Genomic DNA, 5,232 nt, shown 5'->3' with positions numbered 1-5,232 from the left:
GGTTGGTACTGTTTTTGACTGTCTTTTCCTTGGGGCACTTGCTTGGTGTCCCGTTGAAAATCGGTCAGGACTGGCTTCGACACAACTGAAGTCGCTGGATCCTTTGTCAAGGGTTTGGTGCGCAACAGGTTTTTGTTGGAGAGTTTGATCCTGGCTCAGGACGAACGCTGGCGGCGTGCTTCACACATGCAAGTCGAACGGAAAGGCCCGCTTGCGGGTACTCGAGTGGCGAACGGGTGAGTAACACGTGGGTAACCTGCCCCCATCTCTGGGATAACCGTTGGAAACGGCGGCTAATACCGGATACGACCTCTAGGTGCATGCCTGGTGGTGGAAAGTTTTTGCGGTTGGGGAGGGGCCCGCGGCCTATCAGCTGGTTGGTGGGGTGATGGCCTACCAAGGCGTTGACGGGTAGCCGGCCTGAGAGGGCGGTCGGTCACATTGGGACTGAGATACGGCCCAGACTCCTACGGGAGGCAGCAGTGGGGAATTTTGCACAATGGGCGGAAGCCTGATGCAGCGACGCCGCGTGAGGGATGACGGCTTTCGGGTTGTAAACCTCTTTTATCCACCACGAAGGCTCCGTATTCGCGGGGTTGACGGTAGTGGTTGAATAAGTGCCGGCTAACTACGTGCCAGCAGCCGCGGTAAGACGTAGGGCGCGAGCGTTGTCCGGATTTATTGGGCGTAAAGGGCTCGTAGGCGGCCCGCTGCGTCTGCCGTGAAAGGCCTCGGCTTAACCGGGGTTTTGCGGTGGATACGGGCGGGCTTGAGGCAAGTAGGGGAAACTGGAATTCTACGTGTAGCGGTGAAATGCGCAGATATGTGGAGGAACACCGGTGGCGAAGGCGGGTTTCTGGGCTTGTTCTGACGCTGAGGAGCGAAAGCGTGGGGAGCGAACAGGATTAGATACCCTGGTAGTCCATGCTGTAAACGGTGGGCGCTAGGTGTGGGGCCACATTGGTTGGTTCTGTGCCGTAGCTAACGCATTAAGCGCCCCGCCTGGGGAGTACGGCCGCAAGGCTAAAACTCAAAGGAATTGACGGGGGCCCGCACAAGCGGCGGAGCATGCGGATTAATTCGATGCAACGCGAAGAACCTTACCTGGGTTTGACATCACCCGGAAAGCTCTAGAGATAGAGCCCTCTTCGGACTGGGTGACAGGTGGTGCATGGCTGTCGTCAGCTCGTGTCGTGAGATGTTGGGTTAAGTCCCGCAACGAGCGCAACCCTTATCCCGTGTTGCCAGCATTGAGTTGGGGACTCGCGGGAGACTGCCGGGGTTAACTCGGAGGAAGGTGGGGATGAGGTCAAGTCATCATGCCCCTTATGTCCAGGGCTTCACGCATGCTACATTGGCCGGTACAGCGGGTTGCGATACCGTGAGGTGGAGCGAATCTCTGTAAAGCCGGTCTTGGTTCGGATTCGAGTCTGCAACTCGACTCGATGAAGGTGGAGTCGCTAGTAATCGCAGATCAGCAACGCTGCGGTGAATGCGTTCCCGGGCCTTGTACACACCGCCCGTCACGTCATGAAAGTTGGCAACACCCGAAGCCTGCGGCCTAACCGGCTTTGCCGGAGGGAGTGGTCGAAGGTGGGGCTGGCGATTAGGACGAAGTCGTAACAAGGTAGCCGTACCGGAAGGTGCGGCTGGATCACCTCCTTTCTAAGGAGTCCCGACCCGGCATGAACGCCGTGGTCAACCATCCGAGCCCGCTGCAGGTATTTCGCTTGCGGTGGTTACCGCTCGGGTGTGTATGGACTGAATGTTTTATATGGTGTGTCGACTGCACGCTGTTTCGAACGGGCGAGGCTCGTTCCCATCCTTGAGACCCAATGGTCTCTGCATCGAACCCTGGTGGTTCGGTGTGGTGACTTTGGGTCTCGCACCCTGTTGGGGTTCTGAGGCAATACGTCTCGGAGCCTGGTCCTGTTGATGCCGCCGCTGGTAGTGGTGGGTTTGATGGGGCTGGTGTGTTGTTTGAGATTTGTATAGTGTGCGTGAGTGTCTTTGTTTCTATCTGACTTGGCCGTGTGTTGGTTAAGTTGTGTAGGGCGCATGGTGGATGCCTTGGTGCCGGATGACCGATGAAGGACGTGTGAGGCTGCGATATGCCTGGGGGAGTTGCCAACTGGACTGTGATCCCAGGGTTTCCGAATGGGGTAACCTGGCCGGCTTGATGGCCGGTCGCGCCTGCCTGAATGTATAGGGCGGGTGGTGGTGTGGCGGGGAAGTGAAACATCTCAGTACCTGCTGTGGAGAAAACAAGAGTGATTCCGTGAGTAGCGGCGAGCGAAAGCGGAGGAGGCTAAACCTGGTTCGTGTGATAGCCGGCAGGCGTTGCGGGTCAGGGGTTGTGGGACGTTTCCGTTAGTTTCTGCCGAGACTAGGTTCACGCATCAGCAGCTAGTCGAACGGTGTGGGAAAGCCGACCGGAGAGGGTGAGAGTCCCGTAGGTGAAGGTTGTTGGTGGTGTTCGGGGAGCGCACCCGAGTAGCGCGGGTTTCGTGGAGGCTCGTGTGAATCTGGCAGGACCGTCTGCTAAGCCTAAAGAGGTCCGGTGACCGATAGTGGAGAGTACCGTGAGGGAATGGTGAAAAGTACCCCGGGAGGGGAGTGAAAGAGTGCCTGAAACCATGTGCCTGTAATCCGTCAGAGCCCGGCGGGCGGCTTCGTGCTGTTCGTGGGCGGGTGATGGCGTGCCTTTTGAAGAATGAGCCTGCGAGTTAAGGTGTGCAGCGAGGTTAAGCCGTGGGGTGGAGCCGGAGCGAAAGCGAGTCTGAATAGGGCGTCTGAGTTGCACGTTTTAGACCCGAAGCGGGGTGATCTACCCATGTCCAGGGTGAAGCGGCTGTAAGAGGTCGTGGAGGCCCGAACCCACCTAGGTTGCAAACTGGGGGGATGAGGTGTGGGTAGGGGTGAAAGGCCAATCAAACTCCGTGATAGCTGGTTCTCCCCGAAATGCATTTAGGTGCAGCGTCGCATGTTGCACCGTGGTGGTAGGGCGCTGGTTGGGTGATGGGCCGTGTCGGTTACTGAGCTCAGCTAAACTTCGAATGCCATGGTGTTGAGTGCGGCAGTGAGTCGGCGGGTGAGAAGATCCGTCGTCGAGAGGGAAACAGCCCAGATTACCGGCTAAGGCCCCTAAGGGTGCACTGAGTGGAAAAGGATGTGGGGTCGCGTTGACAGCCAGGAGGTTGGCTTAGAAGCAGCCATCCTTGAAAGAGTGCGTAATAGCTCACTGGTCGAGTGGTTTCGCGCCGATAATGTAGCGGGGCTGAAGTGCACCGCCGAAGCCGTAGCAATGCCGTAGAGACTTGTCTCTGCGGGTTGGGTAGGGGAGCGTCGTGCCTGGGGTGAAGCCGGCGAGTGATCGATCCGGTGGACTTGGTGCGAGTGAGAATGCAGGCATGAGTAGCGAAACACAGGTGAGAATCCTGTGCGCCGATTGACTAAGGGTTCCAGGGGACGGTTGTTCCGCCCTGGGTTAGTCTGGGCCTAAGGCGAGGCCGAGAGGCGTAGTCGATGGATAACCGGTTGATATTCCGGTACCCGAGTGCCGCGTATGAGTGATAGCGGTTGTGCTAACCGGCTGCGAGCCGGCGGGTGGTCGCCTTCGGGTGGCTGCTCGTTGGTGAGTGGTTGGGGTCCTTTCCGTGTGTAGCGTAGTGATGGGGTGACGCAGTGGGGTAGCCGTACCGTCTGGTGGATTAGGCGGGGTAAGGTGGTAGCCCGGGACTCTAGGCAAATCCGGAGTTCCTCAGGTTCGACCTGGAGGGTGAGCGCTGAAGCATAGGCCTTAAGGCCGAATTCGGTGATCCCGTGCTGTCGAGAAAAGCCTCTAGCGAGTGGTGCTCGGCCAGTACCCGAAACCGACACTGGTGGTCAGGTAGAGTATACTGAGGCGTTCGAGTGATGTGTGGTTAAGGAACTCGGCAAATTGCCTCCGTAACTTCGGGAGAAGGAGGGCCCTCTGCTGTGGTGCGTGCGCACGGAAGCGGTGGGGGGTTGCAGAGGCCAGGGGGAAGCGACTGTTTACTAAAAACACAGGTCCATGCGAAGCCGTGAGGTGAGGTATATGGACTGACGCCTGCCCGGTGCTGGAACGTTAAGAGGATCCATCAGGCCCGCAAGGGCTGCAGTGGTGAATTGAAGCGCCAGTAAACGGCGGTGGTAACTATAACCATCCTAAGGTAGCGAAATTCCTTGTCGGGTAAGTTCCGACCTGCACGAATGGCGTAACGACTTCCCCGCTGTCTCAACCACATGCTCGGCGAAATTGCAGTACGAGTAAAGATGCTCGTTTCGCGCGGCAGGACGGAAAGACCCCGGGACCTTTACTATAGCTTGGTATTGGCATGTTGTCTGGTTTGTGTAGGATAGGCGGGAGCCTGGGAAGCCCGGACGCTAGTTCGGGTGGAGGTGTTGGTGAAATACCGCTCTGATCTGATGATGTGTCTCACCCGCGGCCCTGATCGGGTCGGGGGACAGTGCCTGGTGGGTAGTTTAACTGGGGCGGTTGCCTCCTAAATGGTAACGGAGGCGCCCAATGGTACCCTCGGGCCGGTTGGAAACCGGTCGGTGAGTGTAAGCGTAGAAGGGTGCTTGACTGTGAGACCGACGGGTCGAGCAGGTGCGAAAGCAGGGGCTAGTGATCCGGCACCGACGTACGGATGTGGTGTCGCTCAACGGATAAAAGGTACCCCGGGGATAACAGGCTGATCTTCCCCAAGAGTCCATATCGACGGGATGGTTTGGCACCTCGATGTCGGCTCGTCGCATCCTGGGGCTGGAGTTGGTCCCAAGGGTTGGGCTGTTCGCCCATTAAAGCGGCACGCGAGCTGGGTTTAGAACGTCGTGAGACAGTTCGGTCCCTATCCGCCGCGCGCGTAGGAGATTTGATGGAGGGCTGTCCCTAGTACGAGAGGACCGGGATGGACGAACCGCTGGTGTGCCAGTTGTCCCGCCAGGGGCATGGCTGGTTGGCTACGTTCGGGAGCGATAACCGCTGAAAGCATCTAAGCGGGAAGCGTGCTCTAAGATGAGATCTCCGTCAGCGTTTATGCTGGTGAGGCGCCCTAGAGATGATGGGGTTGATAGGCCCGACATGGAAGAGCCGCAAGGTTTGGAGTGGACGGGTACTAACCGCCGAGAACTTAACACAACACTACGGCCAGCGAAAGCCGGATAGAACGAGACATTCACGCACGCTATGCGATTCTGAGACAACAC

General features: G+C 58.0%; 2 rRNA genes. Both read left to right on the top strand.

Going from position 1 to position 5,232, the window contains the following annotated elements:
* Positions 1–132: 132 nt before the first annotated feature.
* A 16S ribosomal RNA gene (locus tag GFD30_RS26020) occupies positions 133–1,665 on the top strand.
* A gap of 373 nt (positions 1,666–2,038) precedes the next feature.
* A 23S ribosomal RNA gene (locus GFD30_RS26015) occupies positions 2,039–5,164 on the top strand.
* Together the 16S and 23S rRNA genes form the textbook arrangement of a ribosomal RNA operon.
* Positions 5,165–5,232: the final 68 nt, after the last annotated feature.

The sequence above is a fragment of the Glycomyces albidus genome (assembly GCF_009451885.1).
Taxonomy (GTDB): Bacteria; Actinomycetota; Actinomycetes; order Mycobacteriales; family Micromonosporaceae; genus Glycomyces; species Glycomyces albidus.
The sequence above is the reverse complement of the archived record's forward strand: the minus strand, read 5'-3'. Positions and strand labels throughout refer to the sequence as shown.